Source organism: Variovorax sp. P1_G12, from assembly GCF_056405555.1.
Genome location: NZ_JBFUBW010000014.1, coordinates 144,466 through 168,827, shown reverse-complemented (window position 1 = coordinate 168,827; position 24,362 = coordinate 144,466). Strand labels below are relative to the sequence as shown.

The 24,362-nt window shown below is 69.0% G+C and carries 23 protein-coding genes; 12 read left to right on the top strand and 11 right to left on the bottom strand.

Annotation, left to right across the window (positions count from 1 at the left end):
- Positions 1-162 precede the first annotated feature (162 nt).
- The 3 genes from AC1D2O_RS18130 to AC1D2O_RS18120 are packed head-to-tail and all read left to right on the top strand — an operon-like array spanning position 163 to position 4,115.
- A complete protein-coding gene (locus AC1D2O_RS18130; RefSeq protein ID WP_478086969.1) occupies positions 163-798 on the top strand; it encodes a protein-L-isoaspartate(D-aspartate) O-methyltransferase in 636 nt (211 codons plus the stop codon).
- A gap of 15 nt (positions 799-813) precedes the next feature.
- Positions 814-3,315, top strand: a complete 2,502-nt coding sequence (locus AC1D2O_RS18125; RefSeq protein WP_478086968.1) for a spermine/spermidine synthase domain-containing protein — start codon at positions 814-816, stop codon at positions 3,313-3,315.
- A complete protein-coding gene (locus tag AC1D2O_RS18120) occupies positions 3,312-4,115 on the top strand; it encodes an alpha/beta hydrolase (RefSeq protein WP_478086966.1) in 804 nt (267 codons plus the stop codon). Before AC1D2O_RS18125 ends, AC1D2O_RS18120 begins: the two co-directional genes overlap by 4 nt.
- A gap of 2 nt (positions 4,116-4,117) precedes the next feature.
- On the opposite strand, the gene AC1D2O_RS18115 is transcribed toward AC1D2O_RS18120, so the two are convergent.
- Positions 4,118-5,539 carry a DUF2252 domain-containing protein gene (locus AC1D2O_RS18115; protein WP_478086965.1) on the bottom strand — a complete coding sequence of 474 codons (1,422 nt, stop codon included), beginning with the start codon at positions 5,537-5,539 and terminating at the stop codon, positions 4,118-4,120.
- Positions 5,540-5,862: 323 nt separating this feature from the next.
- Between AC1D2O_RS18115 and AC1D2O_RS18110 the strand changes: the two genes are divergently transcribed.
- A complete protein-coding gene (locus AC1D2O_RS18110) occupies positions 5,863-6,414 on the top strand; it encodes a hypothetical protein (protein ID WP_478086964.1) in 552 nt (183 codons plus the stop codon).
- Positions 6,415-6,431: 17 nt separating this feature from the next.
- On the opposite strand, the gene AC1D2O_RS18105 is transcribed toward AC1D2O_RS18110, so the two are convergent.
- The 9 genes from AC1D2O_RS18105 to AC1D2O_RS18065 form a co-directional block, all read right to left on the bottom strand.
- A complete protein-coding gene (locus AC1D2O_RS18105; RefSeq protein WP_478086962.1) occupies positions 6,432-7,199 on the bottom strand; it encodes an ABC transporter permease in 768 nt (255 codons plus the stop codon).
- Positions 7,199-8,002, bottom strand: coding sequence for an ABC transporter ATP-binding protein (locus AC1D2O_RS18100; protein ID WP_478086960.1), 804 nt, complete (start codon positions 8,000-8,002; stop codon positions 7,199-7,201). The genes AC1D2O_RS18105 and AC1D2O_RS18100 overlap by 1 nt, the downstream gene beginning before the upstream one ends.
- A complete protein-coding gene (locus tag AC1D2O_RS18095) occupies positions 7,999-8,961 on the bottom strand; it encodes an ABC transporter substrate-binding protein (RefSeq protein ID WP_478086972.1) in 963 nt (320 codons plus the stop codon). The genes AC1D2O_RS18100 and AC1D2O_RS18095 overlap by 4 nt, the downstream gene beginning before the upstream one ends.
- Positions 8,962-9,132: 171 nt before the next feature.
- A complete protein-coding gene (locus tag AC1D2O_RS18090) occupies positions 9,133-10,329 on the bottom strand; it encodes a xanthine dehydrogenase family Fe-S subunit (RefSeq protein WP_478086958.1) in 1,197 nt (398 codons plus the stop codon).
- The gene (locus AC1D2O_RS18085) at positions 10,326-11,165 is read right to left on the bottom strand and encodes an FAD binding domain-containing protein (protein ID WP_478157655.1); all 840 of its coding nucleotides are present in this window, start codon (positions 11,163-11,165) and stop codon (positions 10,326-10,328) included. The genes AC1D2O_RS18090 and AC1D2O_RS18085 overlap by 4 nt, the downstream gene beginning before the upstream one ends.
- Positions 11,166-11,175: 10 nt before the next feature.
- Positions 11,176-13,560, bottom strand: a complete 2,385-nt coding sequence (locus AC1D2O_RS18080) for a xanthine dehydrogenase family protein molybdopterin-binding subunit (protein WP_478086955.1) — start codon at positions 13,558-13,560, stop codon at positions 11,176-11,178.
- 2 nt (positions 13,561-13,562) lie between these two features.
- Entirely contained in the window at positions 13,563-15,011 is a 1,449-nt protein-coding gene (locus tag AC1D2O_RS18075) for a TRAP transporter large permease (RefSeq protein ID WP_478086954.1), read from the bottom strand.
- A 33-nt stretch (positions 15,012-15,044) separates the two neighbouring features.
- The gene (locus AC1D2O_RS18070) at positions 15,045-15,572 is read right to left on the bottom strand and encodes a TRAP transporter small permease subunit (RefSeq protein WP_478086952.1); all 528 of its coding nucleotides are present in this window, start codon (positions 15,570-15,572) and stop codon (positions 15,045-15,047) included.
- A gap of 23 nt (positions 15,573-15,595) precedes the next feature.
- The gene (locus tag AC1D2O_RS18065) at positions 15,596-16,690 is read right to left on the bottom strand and encodes a TRAP transporter substrate-binding protein (protein WP_478086951.1); all 1,095 of its coding nucleotides are present in this window, start codon (positions 16,688-16,690) and stop codon (positions 15,596-15,598) included.
- Positions 16,691-16,949: 259 nt separating this feature from the next.
- Here AC1D2O_RS18065 and AC1D2O_RS18060 point away from each other — a divergent pair, with 259 nt between their 5' ends.
- The 4 genes from AC1D2O_RS18060 to AC1D2O_RS18045 are packed head-to-tail and all read left to right on the top strand — an operon-like array spanning position 16,950 to position 20,377.
- Positions 16,950-17,255, top strand: coding sequence for a non-heme iron oxygenase ferredoxin subunit (locus AC1D2O_RS18060; RefSeq protein ID WP_478086950.1), 306 nt, complete (start codon positions 16,950-16,952; stop codon positions 17,253-17,255).
- Positions 17,256-17,265: 10 nt separating this feature from the next.
- Positions 17,266-18,546, top strand: coding sequence for an NAD(P)/FAD-dependent oxidoreductase (locus AC1D2O_RS18055; RefSeq protein ID WP_478086948.1), 1,281 nt, complete (start codon positions 17,266-17,268; stop codon positions 18,544-18,546).
- Between the two features lie 12 nt (positions 18,547-18,558).
- The gene (locus AC1D2O_RS18050; RefSeq protein WP_478157654.1) at positions 18,559-19,848 is read left to right on the top strand and encodes a Rieske 2Fe-2S domain-containing protein; all 1,290 of its coding nucleotides are present in this window, start codon (positions 18,559-18,561) and stop codon (positions 19,846-19,848) included.
- A 13-nt stretch (positions 19,849-19,861) separates the two neighbouring features.
- A complete protein-coding gene (locus AC1D2O_RS18045) occupies positions 19,862-20,377 on the top strand; it encodes an aromatic-ring-hydroxylating dioxygenase subunit beta (protein WP_478086946.1) in 516 nt (171 codons plus the stop codon).
- Between the two features lie 20 nt (positions 20,378-20,397).
- Here the strand turns inward: AC1D2O_RS18045 and AC1D2O_RS18040 are convergent, their stop codons facing one another.
- On the bottom strand, positions 20,398-20,871 hold the full coding sequence (locus AC1D2O_RS18040) for a MarR family winged helix-turn-helix transcriptional regulator (protein ID WP_478086945.1): 474 nt from the start codon (positions 20,869-20,871) through the stop codon (positions 20,398-20,400).
- A 136-nt stretch (positions 20,872-21,007) separates the two neighbouring features.
- On the opposite strand from AC1D2O_RS18040, the gene AC1D2O_RS18035 reads away from it, so the two are divergent.
- Genes AC1D2O_RS18035 through AC1D2O_RS18020 form a run of 4 tightly spaced genes read left to right on the top strand, consistent with a single transcriptional unit; the run spans position 21,008 to position 24,359 of the window.
- Positions 21,008-21,715 (top strand): pirin family protein, encoded by a 708-nt coding sequence (locus AC1D2O_RS18035; RefSeq protein WP_478086943.1) that lies wholly within the window; start codon positions 21,008-21,010, stop codon positions 21,713-21,715.
- 42 nt (positions 21,716-21,757) lie between these two features.
- Positions 21,758-22,729, top strand: a complete 972-nt coding sequence (locus AC1D2O_RS18030) for an amidohydrolase family protein (protein WP_478086941.1) — start codon at positions 21,758-21,760, stop codon at positions 22,727-22,729.
- 30 nt (positions 22,730-22,759) lie between these two features.
- The gene (locus AC1D2O_RS18025; RefSeq protein WP_478086939.1) at positions 22,760-23,512 is read left to right on the top strand and encodes a maleate cis-trans isomerase family protein; all 753 of its coding nucleotides are present in this window, start codon (positions 22,760-22,762) and stop codon (positions 23,510-23,512) included.
- Between the two features lie 16 nt (positions 23,513-23,528).
- Positions 23,529-24,359 carry an alpha/beta fold hydrolase gene (locus AC1D2O_RS18020; protein ID WP_478086937.1) on the top strand — a complete coding sequence of 277 codons (831 nt, stop codon included), beginning with the start codon at positions 23,529-23,531 and terminating at the stop codon, positions 24,357-24,359.
- Positions 24,360-24,362: the final 3 nt, after the last annotated feature.

Genomic DNA, 24,362 nt, shown 5'->3' with positions numbered 1-24,362 from the left:
CCATGGCCTTGCACCCCCGCGCTGGACCGCGGTTTCGTGCTCGGCCATGATCGGCGCACTATGGTCACACCCATGGTCCGTGCAATGGCTTCGGCGCTTCTCCTGGCCACGACAGGAGCCCTTGGCGCGGCCACCCCGGATTTCGCATCCGAGCGCCGGAAGATGACGGAAGAGATCACGGCGCTGGCTCGCCAGACTCCCGCGGAAACCGTCAGGCCCGCCTTCGACGCGCGCGTGATGGCGGCCATGGACAAGGTGCCCCGGCACGAGTTCGTGCCCCTCAACCAGCTCGATCTGGCGTACGCGAACCGGCCGGTACCGATCGGCCATGGGCAGACCATCTCCCAGCCCTACATCGTGGCGCTGATGACGGACCTGGCCAAGGCGGAGCCCGGCGACAAGGTGCTCGAGGTGGGGACCGGATCCGGCTATCAGGCGGCGGTGATGGCGCAGCTGGCCCGCGTGGTCTACACCATCGAGATCATCGAGCCGCTGGGGCTCCAGGCCACGCAACGGCTGCAGAAACTGGGCTACACCAATGTCCAGGTGCGCCTGGGCGACGGCTATCACGGCTGGGAGGAACATGCGCCCTACGACGCCATCCTCGTGACCGCGGCGGCCAGCCACGTCCCGCCGCCCCTCATCCGCCAGCTCAAACCCGGCGGCCGGATGGTGATTCCGGTGGGCGCGGCGTTCATGGTCCAGCAGTTGATGCTGATCGAGAAGAACGCCGATGGAACGGTGTCGATGCGGCAGATCCTGCCGGTGATCTTCGTTCCGCTGACCGGCCAGCGCTGAGCGCCCGGAGCGTCGATGACCGCCGCGCCGCTGATCGCCGTGGCCCTGGTCTCGGCCGCCGCGCTGGCCTACGAGATTCTGCTGATGCGGCTGTTCTCGATCACCCTGTGGCACCACTTCGCCTACATGATCATCAGCCTCGCGCTGCTCGGTTGGGGTGCCAGCGGCGCCTTGCTGACCCTGGCGCAGCGCGCGGTGCAGCAGCGATTCGCGCCGCTCTTCTGCGCGGCCGCCGCGGCTTTCGGGCTCACTGCGATCGGCTGTTTCGCGTTGGCCCAGCGCGTGCCGTTCAATCCGCTCGAACTCCTCTGGGACCCGCGCCAGCCGGCCTACCTGCTGGCCGTCTACCTGCTGCTCCTGCTGCCCTTCCTGTGCGCCGGCGCCTGCGTGTGCATGGCGCTGACGCGCTTTCGCGGCGCGCAGTCGCGCATCTACAGCGTCGACATCCTCGGTGCAGGCGCGGGCAGCCTGGGGATCGTGGCGCTGCTCTTCGTGGTGGCGCCGGCCGACGCCTTGCAGATGATCGGCGCGCTGGGCTGCGTCGCGGCGGCGGTCGGGTGGATCGAATGCGGCGGGCGTCGGCGCTGGCCGGCGCTCGCATCGGTGGCGCTGGCCGGCGGCCTCCTGCTGCTGCCCGCGGCGTGGCTGGCGCCCGTCATGTCGCCCTACAAGGAGCTGTCGCAGACCCTGCGCATCCCCGGCGCCCGGGTGGTGGCGCAGCGATCGAGCCCCCTGGGCCTCGTCAGCGTGGTCGAGAGCCCGCGCATTCCGCTGCGCCACGCGCCGGGCCTGAGCCTCACCGCATCGACCGAGCCGCCGCCGCAATGGGGCGTCTTCACCGACGGCGAAGGGCTCAACGCGCTGACCCGGTTCGACGGCCAGCGCGAAAGCCTGGCGCACCTGGACCAGATCAGCTCCGCGCTGCCCTACCACCTGCTGCGCCGGCCGCACGTGCTGGTGCTGGGCGCCGGCGCCGGGGCCGACGTGCTGCAGGCCCACTATCACGGCGCCCGCCGCATCGATGCGGTGGAGCTCAATCCCCAGGTCGTCGAACTGGTGCAGGGCCCCTTCGCGGCCGCCGCAGGCGGCGTCTACGGGCCGATGGCGCGCGTGCACGTGGCCGAGGCGCGCGGCTTCATCGCGGCCAGCCGGGAGCGCTACGACCTGATCCAGGTGGCGCTGCTCGATTCCTTCAGTGCGTCCTCGGCCGGCCTCTACGCGCTCGCCGAGAACTACCTCTACACGATCGAGGCCGTGCAGGACGACCTGCGCCATCTGCAGCCCGGCGGGCTGCTGGCATTCACGCGCTGGGTCACGCTGCCGCCGCGCGATGCGCTCAAGCTCTTCGCCGCCGCGGTGGCGGCGCTGGAGCGATCGGGCATCAGCGACCCCGGCGCGCGGCTGGCGTTGATACGAAGCTGGAAGACCAGCACCTTGCTGGTCAAGAACGGCGCGTTCACCCCCGAGGACATCGCCGCAATCAAGGGCTTCTGCCTCGCCCGCTCCTTCGATCTGGCCTTCTACCCAGGCATGCGGCGGGACGAGGCGAATCGCTTCAACGTGGTCGAAGGCCCGGACCTGTTCGACGGCGCGCAGGCGCTGCTCGGTCCGGGGCGCGACGATTTCATGGCGCGCTACAAGTTCCATATCGAACCGGCCACCGACGACAAGCCGCACTTCTTCCACTTCTTCAAGTGGCGTTCGCTGCCGGAGCTCCTGTCGCTCAAGGGGCAGGGTGGCCTGCCGCTGCTCGAATGGGGCTATCCGGTGCTCGTTGCCACGCTGGTGCAGGCGGTGGTGGCGAGCCTGCTGCTGATCGGGCTGCCGCTGGCCTGGGTCGCACGGCCGGGCGCACCGCACGGTGGGCGGGTGCCGGGCGCCGGAACGCGTGGGCGCGTGCTGGCCTACTTCCTGGCCATCGGCTTCGGCTTCATGTTCATCGAGATCGCGTTCATCCAGAAGTTCGTCCTGTTCCTGAGCCATCCGCTGTATGCGATCGCCGTCGTGCTGTTCGCGTTCCTGCTGTTCGCCGGCATCGGCAGCCGCGTGTCGGGCCGGCTCAAGGGCAATCCGGTGCCGGCGGTGGTGGCGGCCATCGCCGTGTCGGCGGCGCTGTGCCTGCTCCTGCTGCCCTGGCTCTTCCGGCACGCGATGGGCCTGCCCGATGCGGCGCGGATCCTGATCTCGGCGGCACTCATCGCCCCGCTGGCGTTCTTCATGGGCATGCCTTTTCCCCTCGGCCTGGCCAGGGTGGAGGCCGCCGATGCCCGGCTCATCCCCTGGGCCTGGGGCATCAACGGCTGCGCCTCGGTCACCGCAGCGGTGCTGGCCACCTTGCTCGCGATCCACATCGGATTCAACGCCGTGGTCGTCGCGGCGCTGGTGATGTACGGGGTGGCGGCCGCGGCGCGCCCTGGGCGGCCTGCGCGCGATGCGCGCGAATCCGGGGTTGACAGCGCATCGTCTTCGCCGAAGGATGACCCTTCACCGTCGAACCTCCCCACCGAGCCTCGATGAAACCTGCAGCGATCATGCTTTGGCTCGCCACCGCCTGCGCGATCGCTCTGGCAGCGCCCGCCATGTTCCAGGACCGCCTGATCTACTACCCCGCCCGGGCGCAAGCCGCCGAGATGGCGTCCGCCGGACTCGTCGCCTGGCCGGCCAAGGGCGACTTTCGTGGCCTGGTGGCGGAGCCGGAGGGCCCTGCGCGCGGCACGGTGCTCGTGTTCCACGGCAATGCGGGCCATGCCGGGCATCGCGGCTACTACGCCGCGGCGCTCAGCCGCCTCGGGCTGCGCGTGATCCTGGCCGAATACCCGGCCTACGGCCCGCGCGACGGCGCGTTGGGCGAGCGCAGCCTGGTCGAGGATGCCGAGCAGACCTTCGCGCTGGCCCATCGGCTGCACGGCCCGCCCTTGCTGCTGATCGGCGAATCACTGGGCGCCGGCGTGGCGGCCGCGGCGGCCGTGCGGCAGCGCGACCACGTCGCGGCCCTGATGCTCATCACGCCGTGGGACACGCTCGAACACATCGCGGCCTACCACTATCCGTGGCTGCCGGTGGCCTGGTTGCTGCGCGACCGCTACGACAGCGTCGCCCACCTCGCGTCGATCGGCCGCCCGGTGCTGGTGGTCGTCGCCGAGCGCGACCGCGTCGTTCCTGCCCGCTTCGGCACGGCGCTGTACGAATCGCTGCCCGGCCCCAAGCGGCTCGAGGTGGTCCGGGGCGCCGACCACAACGACTGGATCCGATACATCGACGAAGCATGGTGGCGCAGCGCCACGGGGTTCCTGCTCGGCGAGCCTGCGCCACGCTGACGCTAGCCCTCGACGATGACATCGATCCGCTTCTCCCGGACGGCCTGCACGAACGCCCGATAGTCATTGCGGTTCTGGTCGCTGTACTCGACCGAGAACTCAGCGATGGCGTCGTCGAAGGTCTGCGCGGAGCCCATGTAGCCGTGGATCATCGCGGCATCACCCGAACGGGCGTGCGCGCGGGCCAGCGCGTGAGCGCACATGCGCCCATATTGCCGCAGCAGTCCCGTGTCCCAATCCTCGATGATGGCGGACATCTTCATGTCGCGAAGCTGGCGCACATAGAAATCACGGCCGTTCAATCCCCGGGTCCATCCGAGGAACACGTCGCTCGCCGCCTGCATCATGCGCTGGCCCATCACGACGCGCTGGCCGTTGTTCGAGTGGAGGCTCTTCCCCGCATAGGGCTCGAGCACCGAGGGGCGTGCCTCCTTCACCTGCAGGAACAGCGGATCGTCGTCCGCCGCCATGAACAGTGCGACAGCACACATCGTGCCGACACTGCCCACGCCGACGACCTTGATGGTCAGATCGAAGAAATGGAACCGGTCGAACAGCGTCCGCGTCTGCTCGGGCAAGCTCTCTCTGTAGGAGGCGATCGCTTCGGCATACCCCGACTCCAGGCCGAGAGCCTGTTCGCCGGTCGGATGGAAGATCAGAGGCGGCTCGTCCTTGATCCTGGGCCTTGCGCCCTCCTCCGAGACCAGCTTCGGGTACAGATGGTCGGGGACACTCTTGCGCCTTTCTGCTTCGATCCGGTCCGCCATGCGCTTGCGGATTTGCAGCACAAGATCCGGATCGGCCGATCGATCGACGTAGCGCTGCAGATCGATCTTGTCGTACCAGACCTCGAGTGCCCGCATCGACGCGTAGTCGGCCATCCGTTCGCGATACTCGCGCGCGACATCCGTCGCCACGCGTGCCGCGTCGCTGTCGGGAAGACGCAGATGCTGCGCCGCGATCACCACGCTCGCGGCAAGCCGCTTGAGATCCCACTCCCAGGGGGCCGGCAGCGTCTCGTCGAGATCGTTGATGTCGAAGATCACGTTGCGCTCCGGTGTCGCGAAGCCGCCGAAGTTCATCAGGTGGGCATCGCCGCACGCCTGCACCCGGATCCCGCTGCTCGGCGTCGTGCCGAGGTCCGCGGCCATCAGCGCGGCAGCGCCGCGGTAGAAGGCGAACGGCGACGCCGACATGCGTCCGAAGCGAATCGGGACCAGGTCGGCCATGCGGCCCTCGTTGGTCTCGAGCAGGAGTTTGATCGGGTCGCGCCGGTCCTTCGGTGCCTTCCACCCCGCATGCGTGGCGCGCGGCACCTTGTCGCGCAGTGCCTTTCCCTTGGTACGCCGTTCCTGGACCGTCGTGTAAGGCGCTGCCGCTCGAGGCGATGCGTTCGCGCGATCGTTCTTGTCGGTCTTGGCCATGGCAGTTCTCCTGGCGATTGATTCTTCCAGCCCGTCGCAGTCCTTGCCGCGAGCGCTTCGAGACCTGTACGGGGGCCATCTTCCGGCATCGGCGCGTTGACCACCACACTTCAGAACCCGGCTGAAATCCTAAGGCCGAGTCGCACGCCTGAATTGCGCCAGATCAATGTTTCCTCCGACGCGAAAAAAGTCACGATAGAACGCTCGGAGCCGGCCGATTCGAAGGACCATGCCCTTCTTCCCAGTACAGTTGTCCTACCAACTTCAGGGCAAGCGAGGAACGGCGCGCGGGGATGGGCGAAAGCCCGTCGCATTCGCCTTACATGACCTTCACGAAAATTCGGATCACCGGGACAAACGATGCCTTCTATCAACTCGGCGACCCCATGTGTGTCCATGAGGGACGTGTCCTGTTGGCGACTTTGGACCCAGTGCTCGTTCTGAACGGCGGAACCCAGATCCACGTCGAGGCGTTCACCCCCACGCAGGGAATGCTGGAGGAGCGAAGGCACTTCGGACGCCTGATCTTCTTCGAGATCTGCGCTTTCATGTCGGAGCACTACCCGCAGGTTCAGGCCATCAGCTTCGCCTTCCCCCGCCCGATCGACGGGGTTGGCGGCCCCGCGCAGCAAGCGGCTCTGCGTGCAGCGGCACTGGAGCGGATCGGGGTCGAGGACCTTCGCATCACTCCTGTGACTTCGGGCGCGCACATCGTGTCCGGCACCTGGGTCTACAACGAGAAGAACCATGCCGCGCTGCACGTCGCCCTGGCCGAGCAGCGCGCGATCTTCTGTGCCGACCCGATCGTGGCGGCCAAGCGCGGCGTCGCTGGTGCGATTCGGCGGCTGATTGCGCAGCTGCGGCCCCATCGGTAGGGCGCACGCCCGCAGGCCTAGGCATCGATGCGGCGCCAGGGCGTCGCGCGACGCTCGGCCCAGGCCAGGCCGCCATAGAGCACGATGCCGAGAATCGCCAGCATGAACACCGCCGCGAACACCCGCGGCGTGTCGAAGGTGCCCTGCGCGCTCAGGATCACGTAGCCGAGGCCGCGCTGCGACGCGACGAACTCGCCCACGATGGCGCCCACCAGCGACAGCGAGATCGCCACCTTCATGCCCGTCAGGATGGAGGGCAGCGCGCACGGCAGCCGGACCTTGAAGAAGAAGTCGAGGGTCGACCCCTTCAGCACGGTGCCGAGGTCCAGCACGTCCTGCGGCACCGAGCGCAGCCCGTGCACGGCATCGACGATTACCGCGAACACCGCGATCAGGAAGGCGATCGCGATCTTGGGCTCGGAGCCGGTGCCGAGCCAGATCACGAACAGCGGCGCGATGGCCACCTTGGGCACGCTGTTCAGGGCCACGATCAGCGGATAGATCGCATGCTCGAACCCGCGCGAGCCCACCAGCAGCATCGCCAGCGCCACGCCGACCACCACCGACAGCGCGAAGCCGCCGAGCGTGGTCAGCAGGGTGTAGAGCGCGTGGTCCAGGTACCAGCGCCACTCGCTGCCGAGCTCGCCGAGGATGGCGGTCGGCGGCGGCAGCGTCACCGGCCGCACGTGCAGCACCCGCACCAGCACTTCCCACACCGCGAGGAAGGCGACGATCGACAGCGCACCCACTAGCCATTGCCTGGCCTTGGCCATCCACGGATTCATCATGCAGCCTCCTCGAGGGCGTGGGCGGGCTCTTCGTTGATCAGCCCCATGTCGTGGAACAGGTCGCGGATGCGGCCGGTGTAGGCGCCGAACTGCGCCGTCTCGCGCACCGCCAGGCGGCGCGGCCGCGGCAGGTCGACCTCGATGATGTCGGCGATGCGGCCCGGCCGGGGCGAGAACACCACCACGCGGTCGGCGAGGAACACCGCCTCCGAGATCCCGTGCGTCACGAACATCACGGTGTTGCGGGTCTCGAGCCAGATGCGCTGCAGCTCGACGTTCATCTGGTCGCGCGTCAGGGCATCGAGGGCGCCGAAGGGCTCGTCCATCAGCAGCAGGCCCGGCTGGTCGATCAGCGCGCGGCAGATCGCGGCCCGCTGCCGCATGCCGCCCGACAGCTCGCGCGGATAGCGGTCGCCGAAATCCGAGAGGCCGGTCAGCTTCAGCAGCTGCGCCATGACCGCCCGGTAGGCCTGCGTCGGCTTGCGGGCGAACTCGATCGGCAGCAGGATGTTGCGCTCGATGGTTCGCCATTCGAGCAGCGCGTCGCGCTGGAACACCATGCCCAGGTGGTCGGGTGGCCCCGCCACCTTGCGACCGTCGACGCTGAGCGTTCCGGCCGTCACCGGCTCCAGGCCGGCGACGCAGCGCAGGAAGGTGCTCTTGCCGCAGCCGCTGGGCCCGAGGATGCTGACGAACTCGCCCGGCCGGATGTCCAGCGAGATGCCGTCCAGCGCGGTCAGCGCGCGCTCCCCGGGGTAGACCTTGCGGACGCCGTCCGCGTGAATGGCCGCCGCGCTCACGTGCCCGCCGCCTTCAGTACCACCGGCCGCACCAGGCCCGGCACGAAGAAGTCGCTGCCGTCCTTGATCGACTTGATCAGCCCGGCATCGGTCAGGGTCTTCACCGCGATCGTCCAGTCCGCAGCCACCGGCACGCCGACCGGCTGGCCGGCCGCCGCCGGCGACTGGAAGAACGGGCGCAGCGCTTCGATCTGCGCCCGCACCACCTTCTTGTCGAGCTTGGCCTGCGGCCGCTGCGCCACGATGGCCTCGACCGCTTCGTCCTCGTGGCCGTTCAGCACGTAGGTCCACGATGCAGCGACCACGCTGGCGAACCTGCCGATGGCCGGGCCGCGCGCCGCGAGCTTGGCCTCGGTGGCGAAGAGCCCGAAGCTCGGCATGTTGAGCTGGTAGTCGGCAAAACGGATCGCATCCGAAGGCCGGGTCAGCGAAACCACGGGCAGGAAGAACGGAATGGTGGAGAACGCGGCGTCGGTGCGGCCCGCGGCATAGGTGGCGGCCTTGCCTGCGGCGTCGACCCCGACCAGTTCCAAGTCGCTGCGCTTGAGGCCGCCGGCGGCCAGGAAGGCGTCGATGAACGGCGCCTCCAGCGAACCCGCGGTGTAGGCGACCTTCTTGCCCTTCAGATCCCTGGGGCCCTGGATGCCGCCGTCCTTCGGCACCAGCAGGCCGACGTCGCTGAGCCGCGCGAAGACCGCCACCGCCTTCACCGGCACGCCCTTGTCGCGCGCGATCATCATCGAGGCCAGCGCCGCGTGGCCGACATCGAACTGGTCGCCGCCGCCGACCAGTTGCACCGTGGTCACCGAGCCGTTGCCGTCCTCGAGGCTGACGTCGAGCCCGGCCGCGTTGAACCAGCCCTTCTGCTGGGCCAGATGCACCGCGGCATGCACGCCCCAGGGCGTCCAGTCGAGCCGGACCTTCAGCTTCTCGGGGGCCTGGGCGCTGGCCGCGGCCATCGCGCCGAGGCAAAGGCATGCGAGCGCTGCGCGAAGAGTTCTAGCAAGCGAGCCATTCATCATCGTTCTCTCCAAGATCAAAAGGGACCCATCAACGGGCAAAGCTGCGCCCTCGGCGCGAATCCTGCGAAATCGCGCCGGGATGCCGGGACACACGAGAAAAACTGCGGGCTAGTCGCCGGCTCCGAACCAGCGGCGGATGCGCGCCCAGAGGACGCCGACGCCCAGGCTGAAGGCATTCAGGCGCGCCGGCGGCAAGGGCGCATCGCCCGAGCGCGCAGGGTCCATGCGCAACGCCACGTTCTTGCCGAACTCCTGGATCAGGCGGCCGACGAAGTCCTTGACCAGGCCGGAGCGCGAAAACTGCGCCAGCGGACCCTGCAGCGAATAGAGCAGGTCGACGTCGACCCGGGTCGCGGTCGGCGACACCTCCGTCAGGCGGTAGGCGACATCGCCGTTGGCGCGCGACTGGCTCAGCGAATCCTGGCCGGCGCCCTTGAGCACCGCGCTGCGCGTGCTGTCGTCGCGGTCGAGCCGCGCGGCGCCGTTGAAGCTGGCCGACATCGGCCCGAACTTGATCGCCACCCGCCCCTTCACGCGGTCGCCGGTGTGCTCGGTCAGTTCGGCGCCCGGCAGGCAGGCGGCGACGGCCGGCAGGTCGGCCATGAAGCGCCAGACCTCGGCGGCCGGGAACGGTACCGAGAACCCGCCCTGGATCCGGGTGCCGTTGGCCGACGCGGCATCCGTCGAAGGCGCCTCGCTGCGCGGTGCCGCAGCCACCGCGGCGACGCCCGTGTCAACGGCGTCGAAGGCCGCGAAGGCCTGCGCCGGCGCAAGCCCCGACGCCTCGCCGCAGTGGACCTGCAGCGCTTCGCGCATCGCCGCAATGTCGGCGTGTCCGCCGTCGCGGCATTGGTCGAGCACGTCGCGGATGGCCGCGACGATGCCCACGTAGCCGGTGCAGCGGCAGAGGTTGCCCGACAGCTCGAGCCGGACCCGCGCCTCGTCGGCTTCGGGACAGCGCAGCACGATGTCGCGCGCGGTGGCGAGCATGCCGGGCGTGCAGAAGCCGCACTGCAGCGCATGGTGGCGCGAGAACGCGGGGCGCAGCAGCGCCATCACGGGGTCGTGGTCGTAGCCCTCGACGGTGGTCACCTTCTGGCCGTCGCAGGCCACCGCGAAGGCGATGCACGAGCGCACCGGCCGGTCGTCGACCAGCACCGTGCAGGCGCCGCAGACGCCGTGCTCGCAGCCCAGATGGGTGCCGGTCTGGCGGCCCTCTTCGCGCACGAAATCGGCAAGATGCATGCGTGCGGGCACGTCGCGACGCAGCGTGCGGCCGTTGAGTTCGACGGCGATGGACGTCATGTGGAAAGCTCCGGAATGAAGATCTGGTGCAGGCAGCGCTCGACCGCCGCGACCCTCAGTTTGCGATCGACCGCATCCTTGCCCGGCAGCGCCGCGGCAATGGCCGATTGAAGGGTTTCGCGCGACGGCATCGCGGCGGACCGCGCCACCTGCGCGGCCAGGGCCGGCAAGGCCTGGGGCGCGCCGTCGAGCGCGCCCAGCACGATGCGCGCCAGCTTGCGCGAGGGATCGAACACGGCGGCGCAGCTGGCCTCCGCGAACTCGCCGGTCTTGCGGCAGAACTTGAAATAGCCCCAGCGCGCCGCCGCGCCCAGCCTGGGAATGCGCACCGCGGTCAGCAGTTCGCCGTCGGCCAGGTCGGTGGTGTAGGCGCCTTGCATGAAGCGCTCCATCGGCACCCGGCGGGTGCCGGCGGCCGACGAAATCTCGATCTGCGCCCCGAGGGCGGCCATCGCCAGCACCCAGTCGGCTGCGGGGTCTGCGTGCGCGAGGCTGCCGCCGAGCGTGCCGCGGTTGCGGATCGCTCGGTAGGCGATGCCGCCGGCCACCGACTGCAGCAGGCCGTCGCGCAGCAAGGGGTGCACGCCATCCTCGATCTCGGCATGCGTCACGGCCGCGCCGATGCGCAGCTGGTCGCCGTCGGCCGTGACCTGCCGCAGCTCGCCGAGCGACGAGACGTCGACCACCTGCTTCGGCCGCGCCAGGCGCAGGTTCAGCATCGGCCCGAGGGATTGGCCGCCGCCCATCACCTTGGCGGCGCCGCCGGCGTCGGCCAGCGCGCGCAAGGCGGCCTGCAGCGTCGCGGGGCGTTGGTATTCGAAGCTCGCGGCTTTCATCGGGTGTTCCTCATGCGACCTTCTTCTTCTCGACGAGCTGCGCCGCCTCGATCGCCTCGAGCAGGCGGCGAGGGGTCAGCGGGGTCTGCGACACTTCGGCGCCCAGCGGCCGCAGCGCGTCGTTCACTGCATTGAAGATGGCCGCCGGCGGCGCGATCGCGCCGCCCTCGCCCATGCCCTTGGCGCCGAACTCGGTGTGCGGCGACGGGGTTTCGAAGTGGTGGATGCGCATGGCCGGCACCTCGGTCGCGCCCGGCAGCATGTAGTCGGCCAGGGTGGAGGCGAGCGGCTGGCCGTTGCGGTCGTAGGGCGTCTCCTCGTAGAGCGCGGTGCCGATGCCCTGCGCCACGCCGCCATAGGTCTGGCCCTCGACCACCATCGGGTTGATCATGGTGCCGCAGTCCTCGACGATCACGTAGTCCAGGATCTCGACGTGCCCGGTCTCGGGGTCGACCGCCACCGTCACCGCGTGAGTCGCATAGGTGAAGGCGCCGGTGTCGACCTTGGGCTTGAAGCCGGTCGTCACCTCGAGCCCGGCTGGGTCGACGTCGGGCGGCAGGCGGTCGGGGCGCAGATACCAGGCCTGCGCCACCTCGGCCACCGAGACGCTCCGCTCCCCGGCCGCGATGCGCCCGCCCGAGAACACGACCGCATCCGGCGTGCTGCCCAGCAGGTGGGCGCCGATGTGGAGGACGCGCGGCGCCAGCGCCTTGCAGGCACGCGCCACCGCGCCGCCGGACATCACCAGCGAACGCGACGCATAGGTGCCGGTGGAGAACGGCGTCTGCCCGGTGTCGCCGTGCACCAGCTTCATGTGGGCGATATCGACGCCGAGAATCTCGTGCGCGATCTGCGCGAAGGTGGTCTCCATGCCCTGGCCGTGCGAGTGCACGCCGACGCGGATCTCGAGTCCGCCGTCGGGCGTGATCCGCACCGTCGCCGAATCGAAGCCCGGGATCACCGGCGTGCCCCAGGACGCGAACACCGAGGTGCCGTGCGCGGACTGCTCGGTGTAGGTGGCGAAGCCGACGCCGATCAGCCGGCCATCCGCCTGCGTCTCGCGCTGGCGCCGCCGCACGGCGTCGAAGTCGATCAGGTCGCGCGCCTTGATCAGGCTGGCCGGATAGTCGCCGCTGTCGAAGTGCTTGTTGGCGACGTTGACATAGGGCATGGCCGAGGCCGGCACCAGGTTCTCGAGCCGGACCTCCCACGGTTCGCGGCCGACCGCGCGGGCAATGGCGTCGAGCGTGAGCTCCATCGCGAAGCAGACGCCGGTGCGCGCCACGCCGCGGTAGGGAACGAAGCCGGGCTTGTTGGTGGCGACGCACTCGGTCACGCAGCGGTAGCCACGGAAGGCATAGGGCCCGGGCAGGTTGCCGACCGCCTGGCCGGGTTCGAGCCCGATCGTGAACGGCCACACGGAATAGGCGCCGCCGTCGATCGTGATGCGGGCGTCGAGCGCCAGCAGGCGGCCGCGCGCGTCGGCGTAGGCGGTCATCTGGTAGCTGTGCTCGCGCGTGTTGGCGCCCGCGATCAGGTGCTCGCGCCGGTCCTCGAGGTAGCGGAAGGGCTTGCGGTGGGTCTTGGCCAGCCAGGCGACGCAGAGTTCTTCCTGCTGCAGCACGCACTTGTAGCCGAAGGCGCCGCCGACATCGGGCGAGATCACGCGCACCCGCCCTTGCTCGAGCCCCAGGCATTCGGCCAGCACGGTGCGGATCATGTGCGGCACCTGGGTGGCGCTGACCACCACCAGCTGGTCGGCCTGGTGGTCCCAGTAGGCCAGCACCGCCTTGCCTTCCATCGGCACCATGCACTGGCGGGCCAGCGAGACCTCGCGCCGCACCACCAGCGCCGCCTGGGCCGCATGCGCCTCGAACTCCTTGTCGGCGTGCAGCGTGACGAAGGTGTTGTCGCGCCATTGCGGATGGATCAGCTCGCCGGTGGCGGCACGCGAGCGGTCGGCGTCGGCGTAGACCGGGAGCTCGTCGTACTCGATCTCGATCTGCTCGGCCAGGTCTTCGGCTTCGGCGCGGGTGCGGGCGAACACCATCGCGACCGGCTCGCCGACGAAGCGCACCTTGCCCGAGGCCAGCGGCGGCTGGGCCGAGGACTGGTAGGTGGGCAGCGTGGAGTCGGCCACGATGTCGCGCGCATCGGGCATGGCCTCGCGCAGCACGACGCGCTCGGCGCCCGATTCGGGCAGCCGGGCCGAGACGATCCTGGCGTGCGCCAGCGGGCTGCGCAGGAAGGCCACCTCGCTGAGTTCCGGCAGGCTCATGTCGGCGACGAACTGGCCCTTGCCGTGCAGGTGGCGCGCGTCTTCCTTGCGCAGCACGCGCGCACCCACGCCTTGCGCGTTCGGGTCGCCGGGGTGATGGGAGGGGGTGGTGTCCATGCTCAAGGCTTCCTGCTGTCGAACGGCGAGGGGGCATCGTCGCCCGGGTAAGCCGACGGGCTGTCCTCGCCCTGGTGCGGCATCTCGATCTTGATCGTCTCGAGGTCGATTTTCGCCGCCTTGTGGACATTGCCGGTCACCATGCCCGGGAAGGCGATCACCAGCCCCACCATGGCGAGCTGGATCAGCACGAACGGGATCGCGCCGCGGTAGATGTCGCTGGTCAGCACCTGCTTCGGCGCCACCGAACGCAGGTAGAACAGCGCGAAGCCGAACGGCGGGTGCATGAAGGAGGTCTGCATGTTGACCGCCAGCAGCACGCCGAGCCAGATCAGGTCGATGCCCATCTTGTCGGCCACCGGGGCGATCAGCGGCACGATGATGAAGGCCAGCTCGAAGAAGTCGAGGAAGAAGGCCAGCAGAAAGACCATCAGGTTGACCACGATCAGGAACCCGAGCTGCCCGCCCGGCAGGTGCAGCAGCAGGTGCTCGACCCAGAGATCGCCGTCGACGCCGCGGAACACCAGGCCGAAGACGGTCGCGCCGACCAGGATGAAGATCGCGAAGCAGGTCAGCTTGGCGGTCTTGTCCATCGCCTGGCGCAGCAGCGCCAGCGAGAGCTTGCGCCGGCCGAGCGCCAGCAGCAGCGCGCCGGCCGCGCCCATCGCGCCGCCCTCGGTCGGGGTCGCGATGCCAAGGAAGATGGTGCCGAGCACCAGGAAGATCAGCACCAGCGGCGGCACCAGCGTCGTCAGGACCCTGAAGGCCAGCGCGCTGCCGCGCAGCGTGCGTGCCTCCGGCGGCAGCGCGGGCGCCGCCTCCGGCTTGACGATCGAGTAGACGAAGACGTAGACCGCGTACAGGCCGGTGAGCACCAGCCCGGGCACCAGCGCGCCGGCGTACATGTCGCCGACCGACTTGCCCATCTGGTCGGCCAGCACGATCAGCACCAGCGACGGCGGGATGATCTGGGCCAGCGTGCCGGAGGCGGCGATCACGCCGCTGGCGAGCCGCTTGTCGTAGCCGTAGCGCAGCATGATCGGCAGCGAGATCAGGCCCATCGAGATCACCGAGGCCGCGACCACGCCGGTGGTGGCAGCGAGCAGCCCACCGACGAAGATCACCGCATAGGCGAGGCCGCCGCGCACCGGGCCGAACAGCTGGCCGATGGTGTCGAGCAGGTCTTCGGCCATGCCGCTGCGCTCGAGGATCAGCCCCATGAAGGTGAAGAACGGGATCGCCAGCAGCGTCTCGTTGAACATGATGCCGAAGACGCGTTCGGGCAACGCCTGGAACAGCGAGGGCTCGATCAGTCCGAGCGCGATGCCGACGAGGCCGAAGATCAGCCCGTTGGCGCCGACGGCGAAGGCCACCGGGTAGCCGATCAGCAGCAGCAGCACCAGGCACGCGAACATGATCGGCGCCATGTAGGTGGTGAGGAATTCAATCATCGTGGGGTCCGGGGGTCAGGGGATGCGGCCGTCTCAGGCGGCCTTCGGGGCGCTGCGGTCGAGGCCGCGCAGCTCGGCCACGTCCTTGATCACTTCGGAGGCCCCTTGCAGCAGCAGCAGGCCGAAGCCGACCGGGATCAGCAGCTTCACCGGCCAGCGGATCAGGCCACCGGCGTTGGAGGAGACTTCGCCGCTGGTGTAGGCATCGACGAAGGGCGCCCAGGACAACACCAGGATCAGCAGGGTCATCGGCGCCAGGAAGAAGAGCGTGCCGAAGATCTCGACCCACAGCTGCTTTCGGCGCGTGAGCCGCGAGTGGATCAGGTCGACCCGCACGTGTTCCTTGTTGAGCAGCGTGTAGCCGGCGCAGAGCAGGAACACCGCCGCGAACAGGTACCACTGGATCTCCAGCAGCGAGTTGGAGCTCATGTTGAAGGCCTTGCGGACCACCGCGTTGCCGCTGCTGATCAGCACCGCGACCAGGATGAGCCAATACGATGCCTTGCCGACCGCCGTGTTCAGGGCATCGATCAGGCGCGAAGCGCGCAGCAGCGAGTTCATGTCGGTGTGTCCCTTCGGCCCGCTCAGCCCTTGTTCTTCGCGAGTTCCGCGAAGGTGAAGTTGTCGAGCGCGTTCTCGGCCACACGGAACCAGCTGGCCTCGTTCTGGCGGAACTGCTGCCACTTGGGGAAGATCGCCTTGAACTCGGGGTTCTTGGCCGACAGCTCGCCCCACAGTTCTTCCGACGCCTTGAAGGCGGCGACCATCACGTCCCTCGGGAAATAGGACAGCTTGGCGCCCTGCCCGATCAGCTTCTTGAGCGCCTCGGGATTGCGGGCGTCGTAGTCGGCCAGCATCTTCATGGTCTCTTCGGAGCAGGCGCACTCGAAGGCCGCCTTGTAGGAAGCCGGCAGCGCGGCCCAGGCCTTCTCGTTGACCATCGAGGTGATCGAGGCGCTGCCCTCCCACCAGCCGGGCGCGTAGTAGTGCTGCGCCACGCGCTGCAAGCCGAGCTTCTCGTCGTCGTAGGGGCCGATCCATTCGGCGGCATCGATGGTGCCCTTCTCGAGCGCCGAATAGATGTCCGACGCCGGGATCTGCTGCGGCACCGTGCCCAGCTTCTCGAGCACCATGCCGCCGATGCCGCCGATGCGCATCTTCAGGCCCTGCAGGTCGGCGACCGACTTGATCTCCTTGCGATAGAAGCCGCCCATCTGCACGCCGACGTTGCCGCTGACGAAGTTGACGATGCCGTAGCGCTTGTACATCGCGCGCACCAGCGGCATRCCGCCGCCGAAGTGCATCCAGGCGTTGTGCTGGCGCGCATTGAGGCCGAAGGCCAGGCCGGTATCGAAGGCGATCGCGGTGTCCTTGCCGATGAAGGCCGAGGCCAGCACGTGATTGCACTCGATGGTGCCGTTGCTCACCGCTTCCATGTTCTGCGCCGGCGGCACGATCTCGCCGCCCGCGAACGGACGGATCTCGAAACGGCCCTCGGTCAGTTCGGAGACCCGCTTGCACAGGCGGTCGGCCGAGCCATAGATGGTGTCCAGGCTCTTGGGCCAGCTCGTGGACATGCGCCACTTGACGGTCGGAGCGGTCTGGGCGAGGGCGGGAACCGCGAGCGTGGCGAGGCCCGCCAGCGCTCCGGTCTTCTCGAAAAAGCGGCGTCTTTGCATGAATAACTCCTGGGATGTGGGGCAGATAATCGTCAGTATGCTGAGTTGATTATTCCATGTCAACGACATTTTCTTCGCGTTTTCCCGTGCACCAAAACATCCTTCCCTGGTACTTATTCAGGTGCGCCACAGAGACAAATAGCACTGAATGAGTGCAAACGCGGGGTCTCCGAACAGAAACAGAAAAACGCTTGCACCCTTCGAATATTCTTCAGTACACTGACGATATTAATTCAGTGTACGTTTCAAAGGACGCCCCATGGCCTGGATCAGGATCGCTGCCACGAGTCAGCTGCAAGACGACGAAGTCATGCCGATCGCGCTGGGAGAGACACAGCTCGCGCTGTTCCGCAGCGGCGGCGAGTTCCACGTCACGGACAACGTCTGCACGCACCAGTACGCGCTGCTGTCCGATGGCTACGTGGAAGACGGCTGCGTCGAGTGCCCGTTGCACCAGGCGCGCTTCGACCTGCGCACCGGTGAAGCCATGTGCGCGCCCGCCACCCAGCCGATCCGGATCTACCCGGTGCGGGTCGAGGGCGGCGACGTCCTGGTCGATGCCTGAGCGCGCGGCCATGAGCGACGACGCGCCCTTCCTGATCATCGGTGCCGGCCAGGCCGGCGCGACCGCGGCCGCCGCACTGCGCACTCTCGGCCATCGGGGTCGCATCGTGATGGTCGGCGACGAGCCGTCGCCGCCCTACGAGCGCCCGCCGCTCACCAAGGCGGTCCTGGCCGATGCCGGGATGGACGGCCGCCTCGGCATCCATCCCGCGGGCTTCCACGACGCCCAGGCGATCGAGTTGCGGCTCGGCGTCGGCATCGCGTCGCTGGATGCCGGGCGCGCGCTGGCGCACTGCAGCAACGGGCAGGTGCTGCCCTTCAGCCGCTGCCTGATCGCGACCGGCGGCCGGGCGCGCACGCTGCCCTCGCTGCCGCCGGGCACGCCGCATGTGCACTACGTGCGGACGCTGGCCGATGCGCAGGCGCTGCGCGCTGCGATGGCCGGCCAGCCCGCGCTGACCGTGCTCGGCGCCGGCTTCCTCGGTCTCGAAGCGGCGGCCACCGCGCGCGCGGCAGGACTCGGCGTGACCGTCATCGAGGCCGCTGCGCGGGTGCTGCCGCGCGCGGTGCCGCCCGAATTCTCGCGCTGGCTTGCCCAGCGCGTGCGCGGCGCGGGCGTCGACCTCCGGCTCGGCCGCAGCTGCGTCTCGATCGTGCCGAACGCCGACGGCGTGGCCCTGCGGCTGGACGACGGCAGCGCCCTCCAGGCGCCGCTGCTGGTGGTCGCGATCGGGCAGACGCCCGAGGTCGCCCTGGCCGAGGGCTGCGGCCTCGAGCTGCATCCGCACAACGGCGGCATCCGCATCGATGCGCAATGCCGCACCAGCGCGCCGAACATCTACGCGGCCGGCGACTGCGCGAGCCAGCTCCAGCCGCTGGTCGGCGAAGAGATCCGCCTCGAATCCTGGCAGAGCGCCAACGAGCAGGCGCGCGTCGCCGCCGCGGCGATGCTCGGCGTGCCGACCGAGGCCGCCGCGACGCCCTGGTTCTGGACCGACCAGTTCGGCTGCAACATCCAGATGCTCGGGCTGCCCACCGCAGAAACGACTTACCAGCTGCGCGGCGACGCAGCGATCGACGGCACGCCGAAGTTCATGCTGCTCGGGCTCGACCCGGACGGCCGGCTCGCGCACGCCATCGCCGTCAACGCCGGCGGCGACCTGCGGCCGCTTCGAAGCCTGATCGAACGACGCATCCCCTGCGACCCCGCGCTGTTGCGCGACACCTCGATTCCCCCGCGGCAACTGGTGCGCGACGCACTGGCGGCCGCGGCCAGCCCCTCACTCTCCTGACTGGATCCCGCCATGTACAGCACCCATGCGGTCATCAACCGCACCCCGAACACCAAGGACGCCGAGCTCGCCGCCTGCAAGTGGCCCGAGGATGCGGCGCACTTCATCCCCGACTGGGTCTACACCAGCGAGGCGGTCTACGACCAGGAGATGGAGAAGATCTTTCGCGGCCGCTCCTGGAACTTCGTGGCACTCGAGGCCGAAGTGCCGAACACGGGCGACTTCAAGCGCTCCTATGTCGGCGCCACGCCGGTGGTGGTGTCGCGCGCGGCGGACGGTTCGATCAACGTCTTCGAGAACCGCTGCGCCCACCGCGGCGCCGAGTTCTGCCGCCACAGCCAGGGCAACGCGACCGAGTTCGTCTGCCCCTACCACCAGTGGTCCTACGACCTCAAGGGCAACCTGCAGGGCGTGCCCTTCAAGCGCGGCGTGAACCGCCAGGGCGGGATGCCGAAGGACTTCCGCAACGAGGACCACGGCCTGCGCAAGCTGCACGTCGCGACCCGCAACGGCGTGGTCTTCGCGTCCTATGCGAGCGACATGGAATCGCTCGAGGACTACATGACGCCGGAGATCCTGAAGGACTTCGACGTCGTCTTCAACGGCAAGCGCCTGAAGGTGCACGGCTACTACAAGAACGAGCTGCCGTGCAACTGGAAGATGTACCACGAGAACCTCAAGGACCCCTACCACGCGACGCTGCTGCATTCCTTTCTGGTCGTCTTCGGCCTGCTGGTCGCGGGCAACGACGCCGCCATGATCGCCGACCCGGTGCACGGCCGCCACGGCACCATGGCCTCGGCCAAGAAGGAGGACAAGTACGCCGCAATCAGCGATGAGAACAAGAAGGAGATGCGCTCCTACCACGAGGGCATGCGCCTGCGCGACGACCGCTTCCTGGACTTCGTCAAGGAGTTCGACTCGCCCTGGTCGGTGACCATGCAGACCATCTGGCCCAACCTGATCGTGCAGCGCGAGATGAACACGCTGGGCGTGCGGCAGATCGTGCCCAACGGCCCCAACAGCATGCTGATGCTGTGGACCATGTTCGGCTACGAGGACGACACCGAGGAGATGACGCAGCACCGGCTGCGCCAGGGCAACCTGATGGGCCCGGCCGGCTTTCTCGGCCTGGAGGACAACGAGGCGATGAAGTTCGTGCAGGAGGGCGTGCGCCGCTCGAGCACCGAGACCAACGTGCTCAAGCTCGACGCCGGCAACGTCGGCAGCTCCACCTCGCTGATCTCGGAAGCCGCGATCCGCGCCATGTACGGCTACTACCGCGAAGTGATGGGGTTCTGAAGCCATGAAAGCAATGACCCGGTCCCTGTTCCGCGAACGCCGCATCGACCCGGCGCGCGCCATCGCGCTGCGCCACGAGATCGAAGACTTCAATGCCGAGTACTGCGCGGTGCTCGATGCCGGCCAGGTCGAGGCCTGGCCCGAGTTCTTCGCCGCCGACGGCATCTACCGCGTGACCGCGCGCGAGAACGCCGAGCTCGGCATGCCGGTCGGCCTGGTGTATGCGCAGGGGCGCAACATGATGCACGACCGTGCGGTGGCGATCGCCAAGACGCAGATGTTCGCGCCGCGCTACAACCTGCACCTGGTGACCAACACCCGCGTCACCGCCGAATCGGACGCGGGGGAGGTTGAGGCGCAGGCCAACTTCCTGCTGCTGCAGACCCTGGTCGAGGGACCGAGCACGGTGCACATGGCGGGCACCTACTACGACCGCTTCGTGCGCGTCGAAGGGCTGTTGCTGCTGCGGGAGCGCCAGGCCATCTACGACACCACGATCATCGCCAACGACCTGGTCTACCCGCTGTGAGCCGCCCGGCCCGTCACGCCTCAGATGGCGCGCAGCACCGTGCGGCTGTACTGGTTGTTGGCCTCGACCAGGATCTTCATGAGGTCCATCAGCATCGTGCGCTCGGCCGGACGCAAGGGCGCCAGCAGGCGCTCCTGCGCGCGGGCCATGTCGCCGCGCAGCGCGTCCACCACCGTCTGCCCCTCGGCCGTCAGCCGCACGTGGCGCGTGCGCTTGTCGGAAGGGTTGGGCCGGCGCTCGACCAGGCCGCGATCCTCGAGCCGCTTGACCACGTCGGCGGTGGTGGTGCGGTCGAGACCGACCTCGTGGCCCAGCGAGGTCTGGTCGAGATCGGGCAGCACCGAGACGGCCGTGAGGATCGCGTACTGGACCGGCGTGACGTTCTGCGACTTGCACTCCTCGAAGAACATCGCGACGTGGATCTGGTGCAGCCGGCGCACCAGGAAGCCGGGACGCGCAAAGAGAAGTTCCTTGGCAGGGTCGACCGTGGTCATGGGGATGTCCGGGGCATCCACCGCGGGCTCCCGATCGGACTGACGCTTCTTCGACGGCACCTGGACCCCCGTTTGTTAGCACACTGATGATTGTATAGACGCCGTGCCACACCCAACACCCTCGAAGACCAGAAGCTTGAGCGAGCGCAATGTCCGCCGCGCCCATCAGCGCGGCGCGCTGGAGAACGACTGGCTGCAGGCGCGCTTCAGCTTCTGCTTCGGCGACTACCAGGATCCGAACCACACGCACTGGGGTTCGCTGCGCGCGCTCAACGAGGACCGGGTCGCCGCGGGCCGCGGCTTCGCCTGGCACGGGCATCGCGACATCGAGTCGCTGACCTATCCGATCGAAGGCCGCATCCATCACACCGACAGCCTGGGCAACGACTATGTGTTCGGCCCGGGCGAACTGCACCGCATGACGGCCGGCAGCGGCATCGAGCATGCCGAGATGAACGCGTCGAGCGTCGACGCCGAGCGGCATCTGCAGATCTGGCTCTACCCGCAGGCCCGCGGGCTCGCGCCCGGCTGCGAGCGGGTGCGCACCGACGCCGCGGGCGCGCGCGAGACCTGGCAGCTCATCGCATCGCCCGACGGCCGCGACGGCTCGGCCACCGTGCAGCAGCGGGCGCTGCTCTTCGTCGGCCGGCCGGCGCGCGGCAGCGCACTGGCCTACCGGCTCGCTGCGCACCGGCTCGGCTACCTGCACGTGGTGTCGGGCGCGCTGAGCGTCGACCCCGGCCTGCAGCTGCGCAGCGGCGACGGCCTGCGCTTCACCCACCACGAAGCGCTGGAACTCGTCGCCGAGGCGGACGGCACCGAAGTGCTGCTGTTCGACCTGTAGCGCGGCCCCTCCCTTTCACTTTCACCACCCGGAGCAATCAAGATGACAAGGATTCGCAAGATCGCGCTCGAAGAGCATTTCATGGCGCCCGGCTTCGAGCGCTATTCGAAGTCCTTCCTGCAGCACATCGACAAGGCGGTCTATGCCGAGCTCGCGAGCCGGCTGGCCGACTTCGACGAGATCCGCCTCGGCGAGATGGATCGGGCCGGCATCGACGTGACCGTGCTGTCGCAGACCGGGCCGGGCGTCCAGGGCGAGGCCAGCAGCTCGCTCGCGATCGCCAGTGCGCAGGAGAACAACGACTTCCTGGCGCAGCAGGTGGCGCGCCATCCGACCCGCTACGCCGGCTTCGCGGCGCTGCCGATGCAGGACCCGAAGGCGGCGGCCGCCGAGTTGACGCGCGCGGTGCGTCAGCTCGGCTTCAAGGGCGCGCTGGTCAACGGCCACACCCACGGCCGCTACTACGACGACCCGGCCTACGACGAGGTGTGGGAGCGGCTGCAAGCCCTCGACGTGCCGCTGTACCTGCACCCGATCGACTTCCCGGCCGTGCCGGCTTCGTTCAACGGCCATGCCGAGCTCAACGGCGCCACCTGGGGCTGGGGCATCGAGACCGCGACGCACGCGCTACGGCTGCTCTTCGGCGGCGTGTTCGATCGCTTCCCGCGGCTCAAGCTGATCCTCGGCCACATGGGCGAAGGCCTGCCCTTCCAGCGCTGGCGCTTCGACAGCCGCTTCGCCGCCTACCCACACGGCCTCACTCTGCAGCGCGCGCCGTCGGAATACATCGGCCGCAACATCGTGATCACCACCTCGGGCGTCTGCTCGCCCGCCGCCCTGGCCGGCGCCATCGCCGAGATGGGCGCCGAGGCCGTGATGTTCTCGGTCGACTACCCCTACGAATCGACCGCCGTCGCCGCCGACTTCATCGAAGCCGCCCCCATGGACGAGCGCACGCGCGCGCTGGTCTGCCACGGCAACGCCGAACGCCTTCTCAAGCTGAACGCCGACTGAGCGTTTTTCCTTCATTCACCGGAGACCCCCATGACCAAGACCTACCGCATCGGCCAGATCGTGCCGAGCTCGAACACCACGATGGAGACCGAGATCCCGGCCATGCTCCTGGCCCGCCAGGCGGTGCGGCCCGAGCGCTTCACCTTCCACTCGAGCCGCATGCGCATGAAGACGGTCAAGAAGGAAGAGCTGGCGGCCATGGACGCCGAGTCCGACCGCTGCGCGCTGGAGCTCAGCGATGCCCGCGTCGACGTGCTGGGCTATGCCTGCCTGGTCGCGATCATGTCGATGGGCCACGGCTACCACCGCAGCTCCCAGGCCCGGCTGCACGCCCGCACCGCGGACAACGGCGGCAGTGCGCCGGTGGTCACCAGCGCCGGCGCGCTGGTCGATGCGCTCAAGGTCATGGGCGCCCGGCGCATCGCGCTGGTGGCGCCCTACATGAAGCCGCTGACCGAGCTGGTGGTCGACTACATCCGCCACGAGGACATCGAAGTCAGCGACTGGCGCGCCCTCGAGATCCCCGACAACCTCGAGGTCGGCCGCCACGACCCGGCCCGGCTGCCCGCCATCGTCGCCGGCATGAACACGCGCGACGTCGATGCGATCGTGCTGTCGGCCTGCGTGCAGATGCCGTCGCTGCCGTCGGTGGCCAAGGTCGAGGCCATGACCGGCAAGCCGGTGGTCACCGCCGCCATCGCCACCACCTACGCCATGCTGAAGGCGCTGGACCTCGAGCCGGTGGTGCCGGGCGCCGGCGCGCTGCTGTCGGGCGCCTACTGATCCGGAGCGCCCGCACATGACCCACAGCACCTTCCTCTACGGCGCCAACCTGCGCGCCAACGGCATCCGCCAGCACTACCTGCGCTACGGCGGCAAGGGCCGCCCCGTGGTCCTGGTGCCCGGCATCACGAGCCCGGCCGTGACCTGGGGCTTCGTGGCGGAGCAGTTCGGCCGCAGCTTCGACACCTATGTGCTCGACGTCCGCGGCCGCGGCCTCTCGGAATCGTCGGCCGCGCTCGACTACGGCCTGGACGCCTGCGCCCGCGACGTCGGCGCCTTCGCCGAGGCCCTCGGCCTCGAGAACTACGCGCTGGTCGGGCATTCGATGGGCGCGCGCATCGGCATCCGCACCGCGCGCCTCTGCCTCGCCGGGCTGGAGCGCCTGGTGCTGATCGACCCGCCGGTGTCGGGCCCCGGACGCCGCGCCTACCCGGCCAACCTCGCCTGGTACATCGACTCGATCCGGCTGATGCGCGACGGCGCCGGCTTCGAGGCGCTGCGGGCCTTCTCGCCGACCTGGACCGACGCCCAGCTGCGGCTGCGCGCCGAGTGGCTCCACACCTGCGACGAACGCGCGATCGTCAGCACCTACGAGAGCTTCCACCAGGACGACGTCCATGCCGACCTGCCGCACATCGCGGTGCCGACCTTGCTGATGGTCGCGGGCCGTGGCGACGTGATCCGGCCCGAGGACCAGGATGAACTGCGCCGCCTGATGCCCGCGCTGCAGACCACCCATGTGCCCGGCGCGGGCCACATGATCCCGTGGGACGACGAAGCCGGCTTCTACCGCGCCTTCGGCGACTTCCTCGGCCAGCCGCTGGCGGCGGCAGCAGCAGCGAACTGAACC